Origin of the sequence: Pseudomonas sp. ADAK21 (genome assembly GCF_012935735.1) — a bacterium.
Lineage (GTDB): Bacteria > Pseudomonadota > Gammaproteobacteria > Pseudomonadales > Pseudomonadaceae > Aquipseudomonas > Aquipseudomonas proteolytica.
This window is the reverse complement of the sequence record NZ_CP052857.1, coordinates 1533136-1555171: the sequence shown is the minus strand read 5'-3', so window position 1 is coordinate 1555171 and position 22036 is coordinate 1533136. Positions and strand designations below refer to the sequence as shown.

Genomic DNA, 22036 nt, shown 5'->3' with positions numbered 1-22036 from the left:
CAGGTGGGCAGGATGATTTCTGCCGGTACCGATTAATGTAACGGGCCCGGGACTAAAAGCCGTCTATCCCGGCAGCCCGCAGTGTTTCACTCATGGCCACCACCTGAGGGTCGCGAAAAAAGGCGCTCAACTGCGCCGCGCGTCCCGGGCCGATTCCCGCTTCGGCTTGCCAGGCTTGAGTGTCTCGCGCGGCCAGGGCCTGCCAGCCGCCCGCGAGGTTGTTCCGGGCGGTCGGTGGAACCCCCAGCGCCATCAGCCATTGCGCGAACGGTCGCTGGCGCGCAACTCGCAAGCCCGCAAGCAGGCGCGCACTGCTGCGCTCGCCGAATCCGTCAATGGTAGCAAGCTCTGTCTCATCAAGGTTCAACCAATCCACCAAACCGCTGATTTGACCGGCCTGGATCAAACTGTTCCAGGTCTCGCGGCCAATGTGTGGCAGATCCAGCCCCTGCTTGCCACTGAGCCAGGCCAGCCGGGCCAGCAGCTGTTCCTCACAGGCAGGAGTCAGTCGCCAGCAGCTCAGGTGATGGAAATTGCTCGCCGCAGGCACGGTGATATCCGCGCGTGGGTGGCTGCGCAGGATGACTTGGTCGAGCCTTGGGATCACTTGGCCGGCAAGGCTGATGGATATCTGGTCACCGGGACGGATATCCAACTCCTGCCAACGCTTCAAGGAGCCGATGCTGACGCGCCGGATCTGGCGGTCGTCGAGCAGCACCGGGTGCAGTTCCAGGATCGGCGTGATGCGCCCGGTGCGGCCGATCTTGAACTGCACCTGGCGCACATGGGCCAGGGCTTTGATCACCGGGTATTTCCAGGCAACCGCCCAATACGGCGTACTGGCCTGCCAGCGTTCGGCCGGAGCGCGCTGGCTTTGGTGCAGCACCACTCCGTCGGTGGCGAAGGGCAATGGATGCCCATGCCAGAAGGTGCGCCAGTGCCGCGCCTGTTCGAAGTTCTCGATGGGTTGGCTATAGCGCTGGCTGTCGCTAAAACCCCAGCGTGCGAGGGTGCCCAGTTGCTGCCTGAGGTCCGCCGGCCCCTGGGGCCAGGCCCAGACAAACAGGCCGATACCTGCGGCGTCGGCGTCACTCAGTTGGTGACGGTTCATCAGCCCGGAGATTTTGCTGCGGGCGTTCATGCCCCCCGTCTCACCTTGTATATGGGCATCCAGGCGCCAGTAGAGCTCGCCCTGCAAAAGCAGGTCGATGGCTTCGGGCAGCCGTTGCACGATGCCGGGGATTTTGCGGGCCGACGTCGTCCAGTCCTGGCCGAGCAGGCCATCGCCACGGCTGATGACCTGGGCCAGGCGCCCCCCACGGTAGATCAGGGTTATGGCGACGCCATCGACCTTGGGTTGTATCCACAGGTCGCTGCGAGTGCGGACCCAGTCTTCCACGGCGCGGTCGTTGACCAGCTTCGCAAGGCCCGTGTGCGGCACTGGGTGGGGGATGGTGCCCCGGGCGCTGGAAAGGGGGCTGTCGCCAGGCGGCGCCACCTGTGCAAAGCACCGGCGCCATTGCTCTAGGCGTATGCGAGCCTGGTCGTACAGCTCGTCGCTGATAAGGGATTGGCCGAGCCGGTGGTAGCTGTCATCCCACAGGCCGATTTGCCGTTGCAGGGCGGCGATTTCGTCCCGGGCCTTGTCGGCTGGCCAGTCCGGGCAGCCCTGCGCCCAAGCGACGATAGGGAAGAGCATCAACAGCAGGTAGTGCAGCAGGCGGGGCGTCATCACGAGCATCCTTGCTCTGAAGGGGCGCCCAGCCTAAAGCAAGCAAACGCCCATAAAAAAGCCCCGCAGGCGCGAGGCTTTTTACCGGGTGTTTCTGCTTACTTGAACAGACCGCCCAGGGCTTTCACGGTGTCGTTGCTGTCAGCCTTGGCCTGCTGCTTTTGCGAGGCTTCGTCGAGCTTGCCTTGGGACTCGCCGACTTTTTTGCAACCTTTGTTTACCTGGTCCAGTGCAGCCTGCATGGCCTTCACTTTCAGGTCTTCGCCGTTGGCTTTGGCGGCGTCGACTTTGGCTTGCAGCTCCTGGCTCTGTTTTTCGCAGTTGCCGGTAGCGCCGCCCAGCTGGGACGTCAGGGCGCCAGTCAGGCCGCTCAGGTCAGCGGCTTGCACTGGCAGGGCGAACAGGCTGAACAGGACGGCAGCAGGGGCGAACGTGGAAATACGCATGAAAAACCTCAATGTTCGATTGCCTGCGCACTTGGCTGTCCCGAGCAGGCGCAATGCAATATCCAATGTGGTTGAGCGCTCGGGAGGGCGCGGATTCTAGAGGGCCATCATTTAGCCTGCAAGGTTTGGATCCAATAAATGTGAACTATTTGCCAGGTTCGCCGTCTCGCGCTAACCCCCACCCGCAAAAAAAGCGCAACAAAAAGCCCCGCCGGGAAAACCCGGCGGGGCTTTGGGTGCTACGTGCTGCGATTACAGGCCGGCAGCGGTACGCAGGTCGTCGGCGCGGTCGGTTTTTTCCCAGGTGAACGTGGTGAAGGTGTCGTCGCCGACGGTCTTCTGTTCAGGGGTACGACCGAAGTGGCCGTAGGCCGCGGTTTCCTGGTACATCGGGTGCAGCAGGTCGAGCATGGTGGTGATTGCGTACGGACGCAGGTCGAAGATCTCACGCACCAGCTTGACGATCTTGTCGTCGCTGATCTTGCCGGTACCGAAGGTATTCAGCGAGATCGACGTAGGCTGTGCCACACCAATGGCGTAGGAAACCTGAATCTCGCAACGCTCGGCCAGGCCGGCGGCGACGATGTTCTTGGCCACATAACGACCGGCGTAGGCTGCCGAGCGGTCAACCTTGGAAGGATCCTTGCCGGAGAATGCACCACCGCCGTGACGGGCCATGCCGCCGTAGCTGTCGACGATGATCTTGCGCCCGGTCAGGCCGCAGTCGCCCACCGGGCCACCAATGATGAACTGGCCGGTCGGGTTGATGTGGAACTGGGTGTCCTTGGTCAGCAGTTCGGCAGGCAGCACGTGCTTGACGATCAGCTCCATGACGCCTTCGCGCAGGTCTTTGTAGGAAACTTCCGGGTTGTGCTGGGTCGACAGCACCACGGCGTCGATGCCCACCACTTTGCCGCCTTCGTAACGGCAGGTCACCTGGGACTTGGCGTCCGGGCGCAGCCAAGGCAGCAGGCCGGATTTACGGGCTTCGGCCTGGCGTTTGACCAACTGGTGGGAGAAGGTGATCGGCGCCGGCATCAGCACGTCGGTTTCGTTGCTGGCGTAGCCGAACATCAGGCCCTGGTCGCCGGCGCCCTGGTCTTCCGGCTTGGCACGGTCGACACCCTGGTTGATGTCAGGCGACTGCTTGCCGATGATGTTCATCACGCCGCAGGTCGCGCCGTCGAAGCCGACGTCGGAGCTGGTGTAGCCGATGTCGGTGATCACGTCACGGACGATCTGCTCCAGGTCGACCCAGGCCGAGGTGGTGACTTCACCGGCGATGATCGCCACGCCCGTTTTCACCAGCGTCTCGCACGCCACGCGGGCGAACTTGTCTTCAGCAATGATGGCGTCCAGCACCGCATCAGAAATCTGGTCGGCGATTTTGTCCGGATGCCCTTCAGACACGGACTCGGAGGTGAAAAGGGAATATTCGCTCATCTCGATGTTTTCCTGATATTTACCGATGGTGAGTGTCGCCAGATGGCCGCTGAAAGTGGCGGACCTGAATCTGGAAACCATTACGTAAGCCTACATAGAGGCTTTCCCCGGGAACGAGTCCCGCAGCGGTGGCCCAACGGGCCAGATCGTCCTGTTCAAACCCCAACCATAGATCACCGCAGGCCTCCCTGGCCCAACTCTGGTTGTGGCTGCATAAATCAGTTACCAGCAGGCTACCGCCCGGTTGCAGCAAACCGGCCATCTGCCTGAGCGCATCGGCCGGTGCGGCGAAATGGTGAAGGACCATGTTCAACACCACGCAGTCGGCTTGCAGCCCTACATCATTCAAGGCATCGGCCAGTTGCAGGCTGACGTTGCCCAAGTGCTCGCGCTCGCACAACTGGCGCGCCAGCTCCAGCATGGCCGGGCTGTTGTCCAGCGCCGTCACCTGGTGGAAGCGCCGTGCCAGGTCCGGCAGGAACCCGCCATCGCCCGGCCCGACTTCCAGCGCCGTGGCACCTGGGTTGAAGCCCAGCTTGTCGAGCAGCGCCAGCACGCTTTCGCGGTATTGAGGCAGCCCGGCAATCAGGTCCTGCTGGGCGCGAAACTTGTCCGCCACCCGTGAGAAAAAGTCCTGGCTGGCGGCGGCGCGTTGCCCGTGGACCTGAGCGATCCGCGATTGCACGTCAGCCGGCAGGGCCAGGTTGTCTACTTCTTCAAGCAATGCAGCGTGCAGCTTGCCACCCAGCAAATCGTTGTGGGGCAGGGCGCGACGGTAAAAAATCGCATTGCCTTCACGGCGGGTGGCTACCAGGTCAGCCTGGGCCAGCACCTTCAAATGGTGGCTCATGCCGGACTGGCCGATGGCAAAGATCCGCGCCAGTTCCAGCACGCCAAACGAGTCGTTGGCCAGGGCGCGCAGTACATTCAGGCGCAGCGGATCACCGCCGGCCTTGCACAGGGCCGCCAGCTCATCGCAATCGTCGGGGCGAATGGAAGGCGCAGGTAAGTTCATAAGGCCAGCAGTCTAGTGATGAGGTCAAATCCCCGCAAGGCCAATATCAAAAAGTTTTGATATTGGTCGATAATCGGTGGTTATAAGCAGGCGCTATAACCTTTAGACGAACGGCGGGAAGTGTTCTTGCTGTCAATGCAGTCCAAACCACAGGAAAAACCCACATAAGTCGGTATCTGTCATTGCCCCTGAGGCCTTGGCTGAGGGAAAATGCCGGTCCTTTTTTCCGTTTCTTTTATTCAACCCCCAGGAGATCAGCGATGCCCAGCCGTCGTGAGCGTGCCAACGCCATTCGTGCCCTCAGCATGGATGCCGTGCAAAAAGCCAACAGCGGCCATCCCGGTGCCCCGATGGGCATGGCGGATATCGCCGAGGTACTTTGGCGTGACTACCTGAAACACAACCCGAGCAACCCATCGTTTGCCGATCGTGACCGCTTCGTGCTGTCCAACGGCCATGGCTCGATGTTGATCTATTCGTTGCTGCACCTGACCGGTTACGACCTGTCCATCGACGACCTCAAGCAGTTCCGCCAACTGCACAGCCGCACCCCGGGCCACCCGGAATTCGGCTACACCCCAGGCGTCGAGACCACCACCGGTCCCCTGGGCCAAGGCCTGGCCAATGCCGTGGGTTTTGCCCTGGCAGAAAAAGTCCTGGCGGCGCAGTTCAACCGTCCCGGCCACAACGTTGTCGACCACCACACCTATGTGTTCCTGGGTGATGGCTGCATGATGGAAGGCATTTCCCACGAAGTCAGCTCCCTGGCCGGTACCCTGGGCCTGGGCAAACTGATTGCCTTCTACGATGACAACGGCATCTCCATCGACGGCGAAGTCGAAGGCTGGTTCACCGACGACACGCCAAAGCGTTTCGAAGCCTACAACTGGCAGGTGATCCGCAACGTCGACGGCCACGATCCGGAAGAGATCAAGACCGCCATCGAAACCGCGCGTAAAAGCGAGCAGCCGACCCTGATCTGCTGCAAGACCACCATCGGCTTCGGTTCGCCGAACAAACAAGGCAAGGAAGACTGCCACGGTGCCCCACTGGGTGACGCGGAAATCGCCCTGACCCGCGAAGCGCTGAAGTGGAACCATGGCCCGTTCGAAATCCCGGCTGATATCTACGCCGAGTGGGACGCCAAGGAAGCCGGCCGCGCCGCAGAAGCCGAGTGGGACCAGCGTTTTGCGGCCTACTCCGCAGAGTTCCCGGAGCTGGCCAACGAACTGGTACGCCGCCTGGCTGGCGACCTGCCTGCTGATTTCTCGGAAAAAGCCTCGGCCTACATCGCCGAAGTCGCGGCCAAGGGCGAGACCATCGCCAGCCGTAAAGCCAGCCAGAACACCCTCAACGCCTTTGGCCCGTTGCTGCCTGAGTTCCTCGGTGGTTCGGCTGACCTGGCCGGTTCCAACCTGACCCTGTGGAAAGGTTGCAAAGGTGTCTCGGCTGAAGACGCCAGCGGCAACTACATGTACTACGGCGTGCGCGAGTTCGGCATGAGCGCCATCATGAACGGCGTTGCCCTGCACGGCGGCCTGGTGCCTTACGGCGCGACCTTCCTGATGTTCATGGAATATGCGCGCAATGCCGTGCGCATGGCTGCGCTGATGAAGAAGCGTGTGATCCATGTGTACACCCACGACTCCATCGGCCTGGGTGAAGACGGCCCGACGCACCAGCCGGTCGAGCAACTGACCAGCCTGCGCACCACGCCGAACCTGGATTGCTGGCGCCCAGCCGACGCGGTGGAATCGGCCGTGGCCTGGAAGCACGCGATCGAGCGCAAGGACGGCCCTTCGGCGCTGATCTTCTCGCGTCAGAACCTGCAGCACCAAGTGCGTACCGACGCGCAGATCGCCGACATCAGCCGTGGCGGCTACGTGCTCAAGGACTGCATCGGCGAGCCGGAGCTGATCCTGATCTCCACCGGTTCCGAAGTGGGCCTGACCGTTCAGGCGTACGACAAGCTGACTGCCCAGGGCCGCAACGTGCGTGTCGTGTCCATGCCGTGCACCAGCGTGTTCGAAGCCCAGGACGCGGACTACAAGCAATCGGTCCTGCCGTTGCAGGTCAGCGCGCGTATCGCCATCGAAGCGGCTCACGCCGACTACTGGTACAAGTACGTGGGCCTGGAAGGCCGCGTGATCGGCATGACCACCTACGGTGAGTCGGCGCCGGCGCCAGCGTTGTTCGAAGAGTTCGGTTTCACCCTGGAAAACATCCTGGGTCAGGCTGAAGAGCTGCTGGAAGACTAAGGCTGTAGATTGGGGTAGCTGTACTGACGCCTTCGCGAGCAAGCCCGCTCCCACATTTGGAATGCATTTCAACTGTGGGAGCGGGCTTGCTCGCGAAGGCGGCGGCACATTCACCCCATTACCCAAGGTAATCGAGAACCCCATGCCTCAACCCCGTCCCTACAAAGTTGCACTCAACGGCTACGGCCGCATTGGTCGTTGCGTCTTGCGTGCTCTGTTCGAGCGAGGGGCGGCGGCTGGGTTTGAAATTGTGGCAATCAACGATCTGGCTGACATGGCCAGCATCGAATACCTGACACGCTTCGACTCCACCCACGGCCGGTTCCCCGGCGAAGTGCGGATCGACGGCGATTGTCTGCATATCAATGGCAACTGCGTGAAGGTCTTGCGCAGTGCCACGCCCGAGGGCATCGACTGGGCGGCGCTGGGCGTCGACCTGGTGTTGGAATGCTCCGGTGCCTATAACACCCGTGCCGATGGCCAGCGATTCGTCGACGCCGGCGCACCGCGCGTGCTGTTTTCCCAGCCGATGGCCAGCGAGGCGGATGTCGACGCCACCATCGTCTACGGCGTCAACCAGGACTGCCTGACCGGTGAGGAGGTGTTGGTGTCCAACGCCTCCTGCACCACCAATTGCGGCGTGCCTCTGCTGCGCCTGCTGGACCAGGCGATTGGCCTGGAGTATGTGTCGATTACCACCATTCACTCGGCGATGAACGACCAGCCGGTGATTGACGCCTACCACCATGAAGACCTGCGCCGCACCCGTTCGGCGTTCCAGTCGGTGATTCCGGTGTCCACCGGCCTGGCTCGTGGTATTGAACGCCTGCTGCCGGAACTTGCCGGACGAATCCAGGCCAAAGCAGTGCGCGTGCCGACGGTGAACGTGTCGTGCCTGGATATCACCATGCAAACCGTCAGCGATACCGATGCCGCCGAGGTCAACCGTATCCTGCGCGACGCCGCCACCAGCGGCCCGCTCAAAGGCTTGCTGGCCTACACCGAGTTGCCGCACGCCAGTTGTGATTTCAACCACGACCCGCATTCGGCCATCGTGGATGCCAGCCAGACCCGTGTTTCCGGGCCAAGGCTGGTGAATATCCTGGCCTGGTTCGATAACGAATGGGGCTTTGCCAACCGCATGCTCGACGTAGCAGAGCACTATCTGCACATCGCTACTAAACAACCTCAACAGTAATTCAGGAACTGCGACCCATGACCGTGTTGAAGATGACCGACCTCGATCTGCAAGGTAAGCGCGTACTGATCCGCGAAGACCTCAACGTCCCAGTCAAGGACGGTGTAGTCACCAGCGATGCGCGAATCCTGGCTTCGCTGCCGACCATCAAGCTGGCCCTGGAAAAAGGCGCGGCCGTGATGGTCTGCTCCCACCTGGGTCGTCCGACCGAAGGTGAGTTCTCTGCCGAAAACAGCCTCAAGCCTGTAGCCGACTACCTGAGCAAGGCCCTGGGCCGCGAAGTGCCTTTGGTGGCTGATTACCTGGGTGGCGTCGAGGTCAAGGCCGGCGACATCGTGCTGTTCGAAAACGTGCGCTTCAACAAGGGCGAGAAGAAGAACAGCGACGAACTGGCCCAGCAATACGCGGCCCTGTGCGACGTGTTTGTGATGGACGCTTTTGGCACTGCGCACCGCGCCGAGGGTTCGACCCATGGCGTGGCCAAGTTCGCCAAGGTCGCCGCTGCTGGCCCGCTGCTGGCTGCCGAGCTGGATGCACTGGGCAAGGCCCTGGGCGCACCGGCCCAGCCAATGGCCGCCATCGTGGCTGGCTCCAAGGTGTCGACCAAGCTGGACGTGCTCAACAGCCTGAGCCAGATCTGCAACCAACTGATCGTTGGCGGCGGCATTGCCAACACCTTCCTGGCCGCTGCTGGCCACCCGGTCGGCAAGTCCCTGTACGAGCCGGATCTGCTGGACACCGCTCGCGCCATCGCCGCCAAGGTCAGCGTGCCGCTGCCGGTGGACGTGGTAGTGGCCAAGGAGTTCGCCGAAAGCGCCGAAGCCACCGTCAAGCTGATTGCTGACGTGGCCGCTGACGATATGATCCTGGATATCGGCCCGCAAACTGCGGCGAACTTCGCTGAACTGCTGAAAGCCTCCCAGACCATCCTGTGGAACGGCCCGGTCGGTGTGTTCGAGTTCGACCAGTTTGGCAACGGCACCAAAGTGCTGGCCAAGGCGATTGCCGAAAGCTCGGCATTCTCGATTGCCGGTGGTGGCGACACCCTGGCGGCCATCGATAAATATGGCGTTGCTGAGCAGATCTCCTACATTTCTACCGGTGGCGGCGCGTTTCTTGAGTTTGTCGAAGGCAAGGTGCTGCCTGCCGTTGAAGTGCTGGAAAGCCGAGCCAAGGGCTGAGGCCCACGGCCTGGAAAAGGAGCATTCCCATGATCAAGCCATTCGCGCTGGTGATTGCAGCAGGCCTGTTGGCCGGCTGCGGCAGCGCGCCCAAGGCGCCAGCAGAGGCCCCAGGGGCTGCGCCGCACAAGGGCTGTTACCAGTCCGACTGGCAGGCGGAGACCATGCCGGTGATCAGCAAGCGCATAGGGCCCGACGGGCTGGAGAAATACGACTCCCCGCCCAAAGGTAAGGAACAGGGTTGCCCTTGACGGGTCTGATTCACTAACCGACAGCACCGGCGGCCACAAGCCGCCGTTCGAGGATTGGCAATGAAAGGCGTTATCGCCCTGGCAGCACTGGCTCTATTGGCCGGTTGTGCCAACCTGAACATGTTCAAAGGCAGAGCCCCAGCAAGACACATGGACCACCTGGGTATGCGACAGCCAGGCCCAGGTTAACTGGCGGTTTGTCGATACTGACCGCAAGCAGGTGGATGTCCGCCTCGGCGGCTCCGACCAGGTGTATCGCCTCAAGGAAGACGTGGCGGCCTCCGGGGCGCTGTATAGCAATGAGCAGTTGGCATTTCATACCAAAGGTGAGGAAGGCCTGGTTTATTGGGTCGCCACCGACGATTTGATCGGCCGAGGCTGCAAGGCTCAGTAACACAGAACTGAAAATCTCATGTAGGAGCGGGCTTGCCCGCGAAAGCGCTGGGTCAGTTGGCGAATTCGGTGTCTGGTACACCGCGATCGCAGGCAAGCCAGCTCCCACATGATTCGGTTCCAGACTGGAAGTTGGGTCAGGCCCACTAGCAATAACGATTCAGCAGGCCAAGGTCCAATTCCTTGATCTGCAATAACTTGAATAGCAGCCGCCGCTACGGCAGGCTTGCACGATTAACGACCCTCGACCGGGAGAGACAACACAATGGCACTTATCAGCATGCGTCAAATGCTGGACCACGCAGCCGAGTTCGGCTACGGCGTTCCAGCCTTTAACGTCAACAACCTTGAGCAGATGCGCGCCATCATGGAAGCCGCTGACAAGACCGACTCCCCAGTGATCGTCCAGGCTTCTGCCGGTGCGCGTAAATACGCCGGTGCCCCGTTCCTGCGTCACCTGATCCTCGCGGCAATCGAAGAATTCCCACACATCCCGGTGTGCATGCACCAGGACCACGGCACCAGCCCTGATGTATGCCAGCGCTCCATCCAACTGGGCTTCAGCTCGGTGATGATGGACGGCTCCCTGGGCGAAGACGGCAAGACCCCGACCGACTACGACTACAACGTACGCGTCACCCAACAAACCGTAGCCCTGGCCCACGCCTGCGGTGTGTCGGTAGAAGGCGAGCTGGGCTGCCTGGGTTCGTTGGAAACCGGCATGGCCGGTGAAGAAGACGGCATCGGCGCCGAAGGCGTGCTGGATCACAGCCAGATGCTGACCGACCCGGAAGAAGCCGCTGACTTCGTCAAGCGCACCCAGGTCGACGCCCTGGCCATCGCCATCGGTACCAGCCACGGTGCCTACAAGTTCACCAAGCCACCTACCGGCGACGTGCTGGCGATCGACCGCATCAAGGAAATCCACAAACGCATCCCCAACACCCACCTGGTGATGCACGGTTCTTCCTCGGTACCGCAAGAGTGGCTGGCAATCATCAACCAGTACGGCGGCGACATCAAAGAAACCTACGGCGTACCGGTTGAAGAAATCGTCGAAGGTATCAAGCACGGCGTACGCAAGGTCAACATCGACACCGACCTGCGCCTGGCGTCCACCGGTGCAATGCGTCGCCTGATGGCCACCAACCCGAGTGAATTTGATCCACGTAAATTCTTCGGCGCCACCGTGACGGCGATGCGTGATGTGTGTATCGCGCGTTACGAAGCGTTCGGCACTGCCGGCAATGCTTCGAAGATCAAGCCGGTGTCGTTGGAAGCGATGTACCAGCGTTATCTCAAAGGTGAGCTGAACGCCAAGGTGAACTAAGCCTAAAGCGTTTAAAAAGAAACCCGCAGCGATGCGGGTTTTTTATGAGCGGCTTATAGCCGAGCCTGACCTTCCAAACACTGAAAAATAATGTGGGAGCGGGCTTGCTCGCGATTGCGGTGGTTCAGCCAATACATTTGTCTGACCCACCGCCATCGCGGGCAAGCCCGCTCCCACATTTGATTTGCGGTGCTTATTGATCAACCAGCACTTTGGGGTTCGAGTTGCCCCAGACGGTGTAGAGATCGGCCAACAGCGCCCCATTGATATCCTCAACCTCGGCCTGGGTCGTCTGCACATTCCCCTGCTTGCCAAACAACACCACTTCATCGCCACTTTTTACGGTCGGCACATCGGTGACGTCGACCATCAAGGTGTTCATCGACACTTTGCCCACCACCGGCACCCGATGCCCATTGATCAGCACGATGCCTTTGTTGGTGAACGCTCGACGATAGCCGTCGGAATAGCCCACGGTGATATTCGCCAGTTTCGAGTCCCGCGCCAGGGTGTAGGTGCGGTCGTAGCCGACGGTGTTGCCCTTGGGGTAGCTGTTGACCGAGGCCACGTGGGACTTGAACTGCATCACGCGCTTGTAGGCGGTGAACGACGGTACGGTGTCGCCGAACAGCAGGCCGCCGGGGCGCACCATGTCCAGGCGCGACTCGGGCACTTCCAGGGTGGCGAAGGAGTTGGCGGCGTGCAGGGTGATTTTGCTGCGGTCCAGTTGGGCGACGTTGATCAGCCAGTTGGCTTGCTCGTTGAAGGCCTTGAGGCCGGCGCGCACGTCGGCGGCGTCTTCGACGGCGAAGTGGGTCATGATCGCCTTCACTTCCAGGTTCGGCACCTTGGTGATGGCTACGGCATCGCGCCGGCCTTGGGCGGTGGTCATTTCTACGCCGTTGCGGCTCATGCCGCTGGAGTTCAGGCCCAGGTGTACCACCAATGGGCGGCCATGATGTTCGGCGATCAGGCTGGCGCGCACGGCGAAGTCGAGGTTGCCCACCAGCTCTTCCATGTTGTACGGCAGCGCCGCTTCCAGCTCGCTCAGCGCGGCGGTACGCACGCGGATCAGTTGGCCCTTGAAGCCGCTTTCACGTACCACGCGGGCTTCTTCATTGCTGGCTACGCCGACGCAAGGCACGCCCAGCTTGATCACCGACGGCATCAGCAGGCCGATACCGTGGCCATAAGCGTCTGCCTTGAGCACGGCGCAGATTTTCGACTTGTCGGCGAGGCTGGTTTGCAGGGTGCGGATGTTGTGTTCGAACGCGGCTTTGCTGATTTCAACCCAGGCGTTGCTGTCCTGGATATTGACCTGGGCCACCCCGTCGGTCATCGACAACGGCGGGGCCGCAAAGGCCGGGTTTTGCAGCATAACCATGCCCATGGAAAGGGCGAGTAGGGTGCGAGTGAAGGGCATTGGTGAGTCTCCATGACTTTCTTATAGGGAAGCATTGCGCGTGCGCGGCGCCATACTCGAATTGTCCTACAAGAAAGTCGAGACCCAGGGTCGCGGTTCTGTCCTAAAGCGTCGTGAGAATGATCGGACTGTCAGTTGTGATCGATATCCAGCTTGGCAAATGTCACTTTGCCGCCCTCTTTGCTGTCGCCGCTGTTGTCTTGCACATACACGCCGGCTTTGAAGTACAACGGTTTTTTGCCCCAGGCCGCGCCGAGGCGTTCGTTCCATTGGCCGTTGGCGGCCTCCACGCTCAACAGGCCGGCCTTGTTCAGGTGGATGACGTAGGTGAAGTTGCGCGCCAGTGGCACATTCTCGGCCACGATAATTACCCGGCCCTTGCTGTCATCCGGGCGCATGCGCACTTTGGCGACGATGTTGCCGGTCTGGGTTTTTTCCTTGTACTGGTATTCGACTTTGACCAGCGGTTTCTGGCTGTCATAGGCGTGGATCTGACCGATGACAATCTTGCCCGAGGAGGGCACCTGGTTGATGGCCAGGGTGGCGCGCAGGTAGTTGTCGGCTTCGGGGTAAGTCCAGTTGCGCAGCCGGCCATCGGCATAGGTTTCGCGCAGTTCGCTGCGCGGGTAGATCGCATTTTCGGTGCGGGTACCGGTGACGGGGGACCAGAATTGCACGCTGCTGCCTTCGGCCTGGAAGTACTTGCCCTTGAAGCCGCTGAGCAGTTTAGGGGTGTCGATGGTGGCGGGCGGAGTGCCAACAGGGATGCTCAGGTTCCAGGTGGACAGATCAATCATGGAGTGCGCCTTTGCTGTACGGAAGAAGGGTCAAAAGGCTTTGGCCCATGGGTTGGCGCGTTCTTTATAAGCGGCTGGTAACTGTTTGTTAATAAGTTTTAGGCGGTTTATTGGCGCCAATAGTCTGTCAAAAAGCCATCTTTCCCGTAGTTCGGGGGCTGTAGCGCCTGACCGTTAGTCGGTTGTGTGCTCTTTGGCGCAATGATGGCCCCGTCGTGCCTTCTGCTTTAAATGATCCAAGGCTAGAGTGACTCCACATTAAGTGTCCGGTTTTATCTCAAAATTGACCGGAGTGAACCCTCAAGGAAGAGACGCAGTATGGAATCCGTTCCAACCCTGGCCGAAGGCTCTTCAGTGCTCCTGGTAGTCGATGACTATCCGGAAAACCTGATCAGCATGCGCGCGCTCCTGCAGCGCGAGGATTGGCAGGTGTTGACTGCGGGTTCCGGCGAGGAAGCCCTGGGGCTGCTACTGGCGCGTGATGTCGACCTGGTGCTGCTGGATGTGCGCATGCCGGGCATGGATGGCTTCGAAGTGGCGCGCTTGATGCGCGGCAGCCAGCGCACCCGCATGACACCGATCATCTTCCTGAGTGCCACTGAGCAATCGCCCGCCGCTGTGCTCGAAGGCTATGCCAGTGGCGCCATCGACTATCTGTTCAAACCCTTCGACCCGCATATTCTCAAGCCCAAGGTCCAGGCCTTGCTGGAGCATCAGCGCAACCGCCGCGCCTTGCAGCGTCTGAGTCATGACCTGGAGGCGGCCCGGGCCTTTAATGCCTCGGTGCTCGACAATGCCGCCGAGGGCATTCTGGTGGTGGGCGAGGACGGAGTCGTCAGCTACGCCAATCCGGCCATTTCACGATTGCTCAATGCCACTGTGGACGAGTTGCAAGGCCAGGCGTTCCTGGGCTTCCTGCAAAAACCCCATATGCCTGACTGGTTCAGCTGCGAGCTGTATACCGGCTACCTGCGTGGCGAAACCTGGCGCCTGCATGATGCAATCCTGCGCACCGCACCCGGCCAGCAGTTGCCGGTGGCGATGTCCTGTGCGCCACTGCCCCGGGAGCAGAAGGCCATGGTGGTGACGGTGCAAGACATGTCCCAGGTGCGCCATCTGCATCAGCAACTGGAATCCCAGGCCGTCACCGATCCGCTCACCGGTTTGCTCAACCGGCGTGGTTTCTACCAGACCGTGGAGACGATCCTGCTGCGCAACGAGCGCAGCGAACATTCCACAGTGCTGCTCTACATGGACCTGGACGGTTTCAAGCGGGTCAACGATTCGGTGGGGCACGACGCCGGCGACCGGGTGCTGCGCTGGGTCTCGGAGCAGTTGGAACTGTGCCTGCGCAGTTGTGACATTCTTGGCCGCCTTGGCGGCGATGAGTTCGTCGCGCTGCTGGAGTTGGAATACCCGGAACAGGCCGCCAAGCTCGCCGAACAGTTGATCGAGCGGGTATCGATCTGCCAGCAGGTGGATGGCCTGGAGGTCATGCTGGGGGTCAGTATCGGCATTGCCACCTTCCCCGATTGCGGTCGCGATTTGTCCGGCCTGCTGCGTGCCGCCGATATCGCCATGTACGAAGCCAAGCGGGCAGGGCGTCAGCAATATCGCTATTACGATCAGGAAATGAACGGCCGGGCCCGCTCGCGCCTGATGCTTGAAAGCAGCGTGCGCGAGGCCATCGACAACAAGCAGGTGACGTTGGTGTACCAGCCCCAGGTGTCCCTGCTGGACGGGCACCTACGCGGTGTCGAAGCCTTGTTGCGCTGGCAGCACCCGAGTGTGGGCGATGTGCCGCCGGGGTTGTTCATGCCTCTGTTGGAGGAGGCGCGCCTGATCAGCCAGCTCAGCAGTTGGATTTACCATCAGGTGGCATTGGCGCGCCAGGCCTGGGCCTCGGTCATGAGCGACGACTGGGTGCTCAGCGTGAGCCTGAGCAGCAGCCAGTTCAATATGCCCAACCTGGCGCCTCAACTGCAGCAGGCAATGGAGCGACATGGGCTGCACGGGCGGCAACTGGAGGTGGAAATCGCTGAAGAAAGCCTGATGCACAATATTGAAGAGTCCATCAAGCAACTCAAGCAGCTGCGCCGCCTGGGGGTGCGCATTGCCCTGGATGACTTCGGCTTGGGCAACTGCTCCCTGGCCCATCTGCGTGACCTGGAGTTCGACACCCTCAAGCTCGACCCCGGCCTGGTGGCCCGCGTGCTCGGCTCGCCACGGGAGGCCGCGCTGGCCCGCAGCATTATCGAACTGTGCGGGCACTTCGGCTTGTTGGTGATTGCCGAAGGTGTAGAAACCCTTGAGCAATGCCACTGGCTGCAGGCCAATGGCTGCCAGTTTATCCAGGGGCCGCTGGTGGCCCTGCCCCTGACCGCCGAAGATATTTCCCTGTGGCCGCAGCCTTTCGCGCTGCGCGCAGGCCCCTGCTGAATTCGCTACACTGGCGACCTCACGCCCCTGCCGTTCGAACCCATGACTGCGCTGAAATACCTCCAGGCCTATCCCGCCGCCCTGCAAGAGCAAGTGCGCCAATTGATCGCCAAGGATCAACTGGGTGACTACCTGCACCAGCGTTACCCCGAGCGCCATGCGGTGCAGAGTGACAAGGCGCTGTACAGCTACGCCCAGGCCCTGAAGCAGGAACACCTGCGCAACGCGCCAGCCATCGACAAAGTGCTGTTCGACAACCGCCTGGACCTGACCCACCGCGCCCTGGGCCTGCATACCACGATCTCGCGGGTGCAGGGTGGCAACCTCAAGTCCAAGAAAGAGATCCGCATCGCTGCGTTGTTCAAGGAGGCCGCGCCGCAATTCCTGAAGATGATCGTCGTCCACGAACTAGCGCACTTCAAGGAATCGGACCACAACAAGGCGTTCTATAAACTCTGCGAATACATGATGCCCGGCTACCATCAGGTGGAATTCGACCTGCGGGTGTACCTGACTTATCGCGACTTGCAGGGCAAGTGCTAAACACAAGGCGACCGATCATGGATGTAAGCAAGACCAAGAGCAGTTTCTACCGCCGCCTGTATGTGGCGTACCTGATCGACAGCCAATTGGCCAGCAGCGTCCCGGCGTTGACCGAGGTGACGGGCATGCCCCGGCGCACGGCCCAGGACACCATCGCGGCGTTGGCGGACCTGGATATCGTCTGTGAATTCGAGCAGGAAGATGGCGCCCGCAACCATGCCGGGCACTACCGGATTCGCGACTGGGGGGCGATTGACCGGGGCTGGATCGAGCGCAACCTGATGCAGGTCAAGCAGGTGTTGGGTTACCCGTGAAATTGGGCTGGCAGGTCTGACGCTATCGCGGGCAAGCCCGCTCCCACAGGCCGATAACGATCAAATGTGGGAGCGGGCTTGCCCGCGATAGCGATCTCAAGCGCGCCGCATACCAATATGTGGAATGTCGTCTTCAAGGTAGACCTCACCCTCGACCTTGAACCCATATCTTGCGTAGTACCCCTGCAAATGCGCCTGGGCTGAGAGAAAGATCGGCGTCTGCGGCCAGATATCGTCGATCTGCTTGAGGGTTTCCGCCAGCATCTTGTGGCCCAGGCCGGTGCCTCGCGCGGCCTCGGCCACCAGCACGCGGCCGATGACCACGTCGCCGCCATTCAGCTCCGGGTCCAACAGGCGCAGGTAGGCCACCAGTTGATTGTCCTGCCAGGCCATCAGGTGGTGGGTATCGCCCTCCAGGTCCTGGTCGTCGATGTCCTGGTAGACGCATTTCTGCTCGACCACAAACACCGCTGCCCGCAGACGCAAAATGGCGTAGAGCTGTTCTTTGCCCAGATCATTGTGGTGCTTGCAAACCCAATCGACAGTCATCGTTCCATCTCACATAAAGACCTGACCCGGATAGTAAAGCCCTGGCCGCCGACTGTCTTGAGCGGTAGTGCAAACACCTGGAAAACGCTGTTTTTTGTGAGTGACGTCAATTTGCCATCATTGAGTGCTTTCTCGGCCTGGTTCTTTGTGTAATCTGCGATACACCTCGAGCGATAAGCTACAGTCAGAACCTGGAAGTACTCCCGCCAGCGTCATCGCCCGCAACGAATTGCCCGCTGTGCAAGGACATTAAGCATGCTGCGATTGTCTCGTGCCGTTGCTTTGATCGTATTGCTGTTGCTGGCCCCGACGGTGGCCGCGGAACGCTTGCGCCTGGTGGCGGATGCGTGGCCGCCGTTTACCGATGCGACCCTGATCAATGGTGGCCTGGCCACCGATATCGTCAGCACCGCCCTGGCGCGTGCCGGCTATGCCAGTGATTTCGAGCAGGTGCCATGGGCACGGGCGTTGATGGGGGTGGGGGACGGGCGTTACGACGTGCTGGTCAACGCCTGGTACGACGAGGCGCGCACGCAGTTGGGGCAGTTTTCCGCCGAGTATCTGCTTAACCGCGTGCGGTTTATCAAGCGCCGCGACGATCCCATTGAGTACCAGAACTTGCAGCAACTGCATGCCTATCCCATCGCGGTAGTGCGCGGCTATGCCTATTCGGCGGATTTCGATGCCGATCCCAAACTGCAAAAAGTCCCGGTGCATAACTTCGCCATGGCCGTGCGCATGTTGGCTGCCCAGCGCGTGCGGATGACGGTCGAGGATGAGTATGTCGCGCGCTTTTACCTGGCGCGGGAATCGCCCAGGGTGCGCAATGCCGTGGAGTTCCTGCCCCAGCCCTTGAGTGAGAACAGCCTGCATATCCTGGTCAGCCTGAAAAACCCCAAGCATGAGCAGATTGTTGCCGGGTTTGACCGGGAGATCAGCAGGATGAAGGCGGATGGCAGTTATGCGCGCCTTCTTAAGCAACACGGGATGTAGTGTTCTTAAGGCCGCCATCGCGAGCAAGCCCGCACACATTTTGATCTGCGAATACTTCCAATGTGGGAGCGGGCTTGCTCGCGATAGGGCCCTAAGCCGCGCTGGTTTCCTTGATCAAATGCGCGGCCAATGTGCGCAACGGCCCCAACTGCCGGCAAATCAACGCCAATTGTGTCTGCACCAGCCTTTGCGCCTCATCGATCTCATCGGGCATCTGCTCCAACTCTACCGCCAGCGCCTCCTCGGCATCGCTTTGCACCGCGATCGGCTGTTTGTTCGCCAGCCCCGTGGCAATTTCGTCGATGCTGGTGGCGAGGGTCTTGCCCGCGCCTTCGATCAGGTGTTCGCGCATGTCGGCCGGTAGTTGGGTATCGCGGTGCGCACCGAGGCCCGACAGGTAGCTGAGCAGGGTGTGGGACAGCACCAGGAAGCGGAAGCCCACGTCGGCTTCCTTACGGAAATGCCCCGGCTCCATCAGCATATTGGCCAGGGTGGTGGACAGCGCAGCGTCGGCGTTGTGCGCGTTGCGCCGGGCCAGGCGGTAGGCCAGGTCGTCGCTCTTGCCAGCGGCATATTGCTGCATGATCTGGCGCAGGTAGATGCTGTTGCAGGTCAGGGTGTTGGCCAGCACCTTGTTCAGGCGCCGGCCCTGCCAGTCTGGCAGGAACAGGAACACCGCCAGCCCGGCGATCAGGCTGCCGAGCAGGGTATCGAACAGGCGCGGCAGGAACAGCCCGTAGCCATCGCCCACCTGATTGAAGCAGAACAGCACCATCAGGGTAATGGCGGCGGTGGCTAGGGTGTAGCGGGTGGTGCGGTTGATAAAGAACACCAGCCCGGCGGCGATGGCGAACATCGATTGCACCAGGGGGCTTGGGAACAGATCGAACAGCGCCCAGGCCACCGTCAGGCCGATGGCCGTGCCGATGATCCGCTGGCCGAGCTTGCGCCGCGTCGCGCCGTAGTTGGGCTGGCAGACAAACAGGGTGGTAAGGATGATCCAGTAGCCTTGGGACGGGTGGATCAAATGCACCATGCCGTAGCCCACGCTCAGCGCCAGGGGCAGGCGCAGGGCGTGGCGGAACAGCAGCGAAGTCGGGGTCAGTTGGGTGCGCAGGCGCGTCCACATTTCCTTGAGGTTGCGCGGCGAACGGTCCAGCAGGCTGCTGTCGCTGGCATCGGCCAGGCTGTCGGGGTTGCTGGCGTCACTGAGCAGGCGGTCAAGGGTCGACAGGTTGGCCGCCAGCGCCCGCAGCGAGCGTAACAGGCCGCGCCAGGCCGGGTTGCTCTGGATACGCAGGTGTTCCAGGGATGCATTCAGGTCGCCCAGGGCCTCGGCGAAGCTGGCGTCGTAGACAAACGGCTGGCGCAACTGGATCGACTCGGCGAGGGCCTGGCAGGCCTTGCCTTGCTGGCGCAGCAGGCGCTGGCAGCGGAACAGCACGTCACTGTGGAAGAACGCCTCGGCCAGCGCGTTGTAGGGGTAGTGGGAGGAACTGGCGCGTTCGTGGATGTCCTGGGCCAGGAAGTACAGCTTGAGGTAGCGGCTGACCTTGGACCCCGGCCGGCCATTGCCGACACGGTGCAGGATGATTTCCTTGGCCGCATTGAGCGCCGCCACCACCCGGCCATTTTGTTGGGCCAGTTCCAGGCGCCGCGCTTCTACGTCCAGTTGGCGAATAGGCTCGAACAACGACGACTTGAGCTTGAGGTAACGCCCCAATTCGCGAAACAGCCGGGCCAGGCTCTGCTGCACCGGCTGGTTGGAAAACATCGCCTGCCACAGCACCGACAGCGCGCCATACCAGGCGGCGCCGGCCACCAGCAGCAAGGGTTCGTGCCAGAAATCGGTGACGGCGCCACCGCGCTGATCCACGCCGATCATGGTGTAGACCGACAGAATCAAGGTGGCCGAGGCGATCGCCCCATAGCGCTCGCCGAGGGCGCCGAGCATGGTCAGGCAGAAGCTCGCCAGGGCGATGGCGATGGCGAAAATCCACGGGTAGGGAAACAGCAACTCCACCGACAGCGCCGCCACGCTGAAACACACCAGCGTTACCGCCAGGGCGTTGAGGCGGCCTTGCCAACTGTCATCGGTCTCGGCCAGGGCGCTGGCGATGATCCCCAGGAACAGCGGGATCAGCAGTGACATTTCATCCTGATACCAGCACAGCGCCATGCTGCCGGTGAGGGCGATAAACACCCTTACGCTGTAACTGAACTTATCCAGTGCCCAAAGGCGCCGCATGGACTGCTTGAACGAGGTCGAGGACATGAAGTCTGGGGTCTTCCGGGACGATGCCGCTAAATTGAGCCAGTAATGACGCCACGGCAAGCGCGGCAATCACATTCATAAGCAAAAAATGTTTTTGGCACACCCCAACCAAAATGTGGGAGCGGGCTTGCTCGCGAATGCGGTGTGCCAGCCACCGGATCAGTTGACTGGTACTGCGCATTCGCGAGCAAGCCCGCTCCCACAGTTGATCGCATTACCGTTCTAGAAGGCGGGGTTCAGACGTACTGCGCCGCCGCATAGCCCGACGCCCAGGCCCATTGGAAGTTGAACCCACCCAGGTGCCCGGTCACGTCCAGCACTTCGCCGATAAAGTACAGGCCGGGGCTTTTCAGCGACTCCATGGTCTTGGACGACACTTCCCGGGTATCCACCCCGCCCAGGGTGACTTCGGCGGTGCGGTAGCCTTCGGTACCGGCCGGGACCAACTGCCAGTCGCCCAGCTTGGTGGCGATGTCTGCCAGTTCGGCGTGGGTGTACTGCTTCATCGGCTTGGACACAAACCACGTCTCGGCCAGCAGGTTGGCCATCTTCTTGGTGAAGATCTCGCCCAGCAGGGTCTTGAGCTCGCTGTTGGGGCGCTCGGCCTGTTGCTGTTGCAGCCAGGCGTGGGCGTCGTGGTCGGGCAACAGGTTGATTTGCACGGTGTCGCCAGGTTCCCAGTAAGAGGAAATCTGCAAGATCGCCGGCCCGCTCAGGCCGCGATGGGTAAACAGAATATTCTCGCGAAAGCTCTGGTCGTTACAGCTCACCAGGCAATCGACCGAGGTGCCGGACAACTCGCCACACAAATCCTTGAGCTGATCGGTGATGGTAAACGGCACCAGGCCGGCGCGGGTCGGCAGCAGTTCATGGCCGAATTGCTTGGCCACCTGGTAGCCAAAGCCGGTGGCGCCCAGGGTCGGAATCGACAGGCCGCCGGTGGCAATCACCAACGACTCGCAGCGCAACTCGCCGAGGGTGGTCTGCAACTGATAGCCGCTGTCGAGTTTGCTGATCTGCTGGATCGAGGTGTCCAGGTGCAGGCTCACGCCGGTCTGGATGCACTCGTCGAGCAGCATGCCGAGGATGTCGCTGGATTTGTTATCGCAGAACAGCTGGCCGAGTTTTTTCTCGTGGTACGGCACGCCGTGCTTGGCCACCAAGCCGATGAAATCCCACTGGGTGTAGCGGGCCAGGGCAGATTTGCAGAAGTGTGCGTTGTGCGAGAGGAAGTTGGCAGGCTCGGTGTACATATTGGTGAAGTTACAGCGACCACCGCCGGACATCAGGATCTTCTTGCCGGCCTTGTTTGCATGGTCGATCAACATCACCTTGCGCCCACGCCCGGCGGCGGTCAGCGCGCACATCAAGCCTGCGGCGCCGGCGCCAATGATCACAACTTCGGTCGAGCGCAAAACGGTGTCCTCACAAAATATTGATCTGAAATGCAATCAAA

18 protein-coding genes and 1 pseudogene are annotated in these 22036 nt (G+C 61.2%); 10 read left to right on the top strand and 9 right to left on the bottom strand.

Annotated elements, in window-relative coordinates:
- Positions 1–52: 52 nt before the first annotated feature.
- From ligB to HKK57_RS07080, 4 genes are all read right to left on the bottom strand, one after another.
- Positions 53–1732, bottom strand: coding sequence for an NAD-dependent DNA ligase LigB (gene ligB / locus HKK57_RS07095; protein ID WP_237150405.1), 1680 nt, complete (start codon positions 1730–1732; stop codon positions 53–55).
- 98 nt (positions 1733–1830) lie between these two features.
- Positions 1831–2178, bottom strand: a complete 348-nt coding sequence (locus HKK57_RS07090) for a DUF1090 family protein (protein WP_070993955.1) — start codon at positions 2176–2178, stop codon at positions 1831–1833.
- A gap of 252 nt (positions 2179–2430) precedes the next feature.
- Complete coding sequence (gene metK / locus HKK57_RS07085) at positions 2431–3621, bottom strand: methionine adenosyltransferase (RefSeq protein ID WP_029297363.1); 1191 nt, start codon at positions 3619–3621, stop codon at positions 2431–2433.
- Positions 3622–3640: 19 nt separating this feature from the next.
- Positions 3641–4636, bottom strand: coding sequence for an ArsR/SmtB family transcription factor (locus tag HKK57_RS07080; RefSeq protein ID WP_169389974.1), 996 nt, complete (start codon positions 4634–4636; stop codon positions 3641–3643).
- Positions 4637–4896: 260 nt separating this feature from the next.
- Between HKK57_RS07080 and tkt the strand changes: the two genes are divergently transcribed.
- From tkt to fba, 6 genes and pseudogenes are all read left to right on the top strand, one after another.
- Entirely contained in the window at positions 4897–6894 is a 1998-nt protein-coding gene (gene tkt, locus HKK57_RS07075) for a transketolase (RefSeq protein ID WP_057440233.1), read from the top strand.
- A gap of 142 nt (positions 6895–7036) precedes the next feature.
- Positions 7037–8092: an erythrose-4-phosphate dehydrogenase gene (epd, locus tag HKK57_RS07070; protein ID WP_169389973.1), complete on the top strand. Its 1056-nt coding sequence runs from the start codon at positions 7037–7039 to the stop codon at positions 8090–8092.
- Between the two features lie 17 nt (positions 8093–8109).
- Positions 8110–9273, top strand: coding sequence for a phosphoglycerate kinase (locus tag HKK57_RS07065; RefSeq protein ID WP_029297354.1), 1164 nt, complete (start codon positions 8110–8112; stop codon positions 9271–9273).
- A gap of 29 nt (positions 9274–9302) precedes the next feature.
- Positions 9303–9524, top strand: coding sequence for a hypothetical protein (locus tag HKK57_RS07060; protein WP_029297352.1), 222 nt, complete (start codon positions 9303–9305; stop codon positions 9522–9524).
- A 60-nt stretch (positions 9525–9584) separates the two neighbouring features.
- Positions 9585–9918, top strand: a pseudogene (locus HKK57_RS07055) (MliC family protein).
- A 264-nt stretch (positions 9919–10182) separates the two neighbouring features.
- Entirely contained in the window at positions 10183–11247 is a 1065-nt protein-coding gene (gene fba / locus HKK57_RS07050; protein WP_029297347.1) for a class II fructose-bisphosphate aldolase, read from the top strand.
- Between the two features lie 193 nt (positions 11248–11440).
- On the opposite strand, the gene alr is transcribed toward fba, so the two are convergent.
- Positions 11441–12670 carry an alanine racemase gene (alr, locus tag HKK57_RS07045; protein ID WP_029297345.1) on the bottom strand — a complete coding sequence of 410 codons (1230 nt, stop codon included), beginning with the start codon at positions 12668–12670 and terminating at the stop codon, positions 11441–11443.
- A 131-nt stretch (positions 12671–12801) separates the two neighbouring features.
- On the bottom strand, positions 12802–13467 hold the full coding sequence (locus HKK57_RS07040) for a polysaccharide lyase family 7 protein (RefSeq protein WP_029297342.1): 666 nt from the start codon (positions 13465–13467) through the stop codon (positions 12802–12804).
- Between the two features lie 318 nt (positions 13468–13785).
- Here HKK57_RS07040 and HKK57_RS07035 point away from each other — a divergent pair, with 318 nt between their 5' ends.
- From HKK57_RS07035 to HKK57_RS07025, 3 genes are read left to right on the top strand one after another with little or no spacing between them, the layout of a single operon-like run.
- Positions 13786–15906 (top strand): putative bifunctional diguanylate cyclase/phosphodiesterase, encoded by a 2121-nt coding sequence (locus HKK57_RS07035; RefSeq protein ID WP_029297339.1) that lies wholly within the window; start codon positions 13786–13788, stop codon positions 15904–15906.
- A 42-nt stretch (positions 15907–15948) separates the two neighbouring features.
- A complete protein-coding gene (locus tag HKK57_RS07030) occupies positions 15949–16449 on the top strand; it encodes a M48 metallopeptidase family protein (RefSeq protein ID WP_070993951.1) in 501 nt (166 codons plus the stop codon).
- 17 nt (positions 16450–16466) lie between these two features.
- The gene (locus HKK57_RS07025; RefSeq protein WP_159909040.1) at positions 16467–16763 is read left to right on the top strand and encodes a winged helix-turn-helix domain-containing protein; all 297 of its coding nucleotides are present in this window, start codon (positions 16467–16469) and stop codon (positions 16761–16763) included.
- A gap of 96 nt (positions 16764–16859) precedes the next feature.
- On the opposite strand, the gene HKK57_RS07020 is transcribed toward HKK57_RS07025, so the two are convergent.
- Complete coding sequence (locus HKK57_RS07020) at positions 16860–17312, bottom strand: GNAT family N-acetyltransferase (protein ID WP_169389972.1); 453 nt, start codon at positions 17310–17312, stop codon at positions 16860–16862.
- 255 nt (positions 17313–17567) lie between these two features.
- On the opposite strand from HKK57_RS07020, the gene HKK57_RS07015 reads away from it, so the two are divergent.
- Entirely contained in the window at positions 17568–18305 is a 738-nt protein-coding gene (locus HKK57_RS07015; protein ID WP_029297330.1) for a substrate-binding periplasmic protein, read from the top strand.
- Positions 18306–18396: 91 nt separating this feature from the next.
- On the opposite strand, the gene yccS is transcribed toward HKK57_RS07015, so the two are convergent.
- Positions 18397–20580 carry a YccS family putative transporter gene (gene yccS, locus HKK57_RS07010; RefSeq protein WP_029297327.1) on the bottom strand — a complete coding sequence of 728 codons (2184 nt, stop codon included), beginning with the start codon at positions 20578–20580 and terminating at the stop codon, positions 18397–18399.
- A gap of 236 nt (positions 20581–20816) precedes the next feature.
- Entirely contained in the window at positions 20817–21995 is a 1179-nt protein-coding gene (locus tag HKK57_RS07005) for an NAD(P)/FAD-dependent oxidoreductase (RefSeq protein ID WP_029297324.1), read from the bottom strand.
- Positions 21996–22036: the final 41 nt, after the last annotated feature.